1 protein-coding gene is annotated in these 810 nt (G+C 76.4%); it reads right to left on the minus strand.

Annotation, left to right across the window (positions count from 1 at the left end):
• A partial coding sequence (locus FV223_RS28975; protein WP_147730041.1) for an anti-sigma factor occupies nucleotides 1-649 on the minus strand: 649 nt, incomplete at its 3' end.
• Nucleotides 650-810 lie beyond the last annotated feature (161 nt).

Consider the following 810-nt stretch of genomic DNA (forward strand, 5'->3'; position numbering starts at 1 on the left):
CCTCGGTGGCGAGCCCGGCCGCGTGCACGAGCCCGGTCGCGCGGCGCCGGGTTGCGAACAGGGAAACCTCGCCGAGCTCGCCGGCCGCGAACGCCACCTCGATCCCGGTGCCGCTGCGGGCGGGAAACACCTGCACGTCGCGCACCGTCCAGCCCTTGGGGACCGCGGGCAGCGCGATGCCGGTCGCCGCCGAGAGCCGCGCCCGGTCGTAGGCCGGCACGCCCTGCGCGCCGATGCGGACGCGGAGCTGCGCCACCTGTCGGGCCTGTTGCGCGTCGGCGACGAGCGCCGGGTCGACCGGCGAGGCGAAGGTGTCGGGCACCCCGAACTGGCCGACCTCGCTGTGCGCGAGCCAGCCCGCGCCGACGAGCACGGCGATCGCCGCCGCCCGCTTGAAGCGCGACGCGACGCGGTTCCAGCGCAGCGACCGGTCGAGGCGGCGGGCGGCGATGCGCAGGCGGTCCGGCCCGGGGCCGGGCGACGGCGCGAAGGATTCGCGCAGAGCGTCGCGGTCGTGCATCTCGGCCATCACGCGGGCCGCCACGTCGGGGTTGCCCGCCAGGTACGCCTCCACGTCGAGGCGGCGCATCACGTCGAGCTGCCCGTCGACGAAGGCGATGAGGTCGGTGTCTGCAATCGGGTCGGTCATCGCGGGTTCGTCCTGTCGTCTCGTTCGCCGTCGTCTCGCTCCGCGCCGTCAGAAATCGCCGACGGCGCGGCGGGCAAAGGGCGCATCGCCCGGCCCCTCGGTGCGGCCGTCCCGGGTCACGAGGCGCAGGCCCGGCCGCTCGGGCGCGCGCGGTCGAGGCT

Source organism: Methylobacterium sp. WL116 (genome assembly GCF_008039455.1).
Classification (GTDB): domain Bacteria; phylum Pseudomonadota; class Alphaproteobacteria; order Rhizobiales; family Beijerinckiaceae; genus Methylobacterium.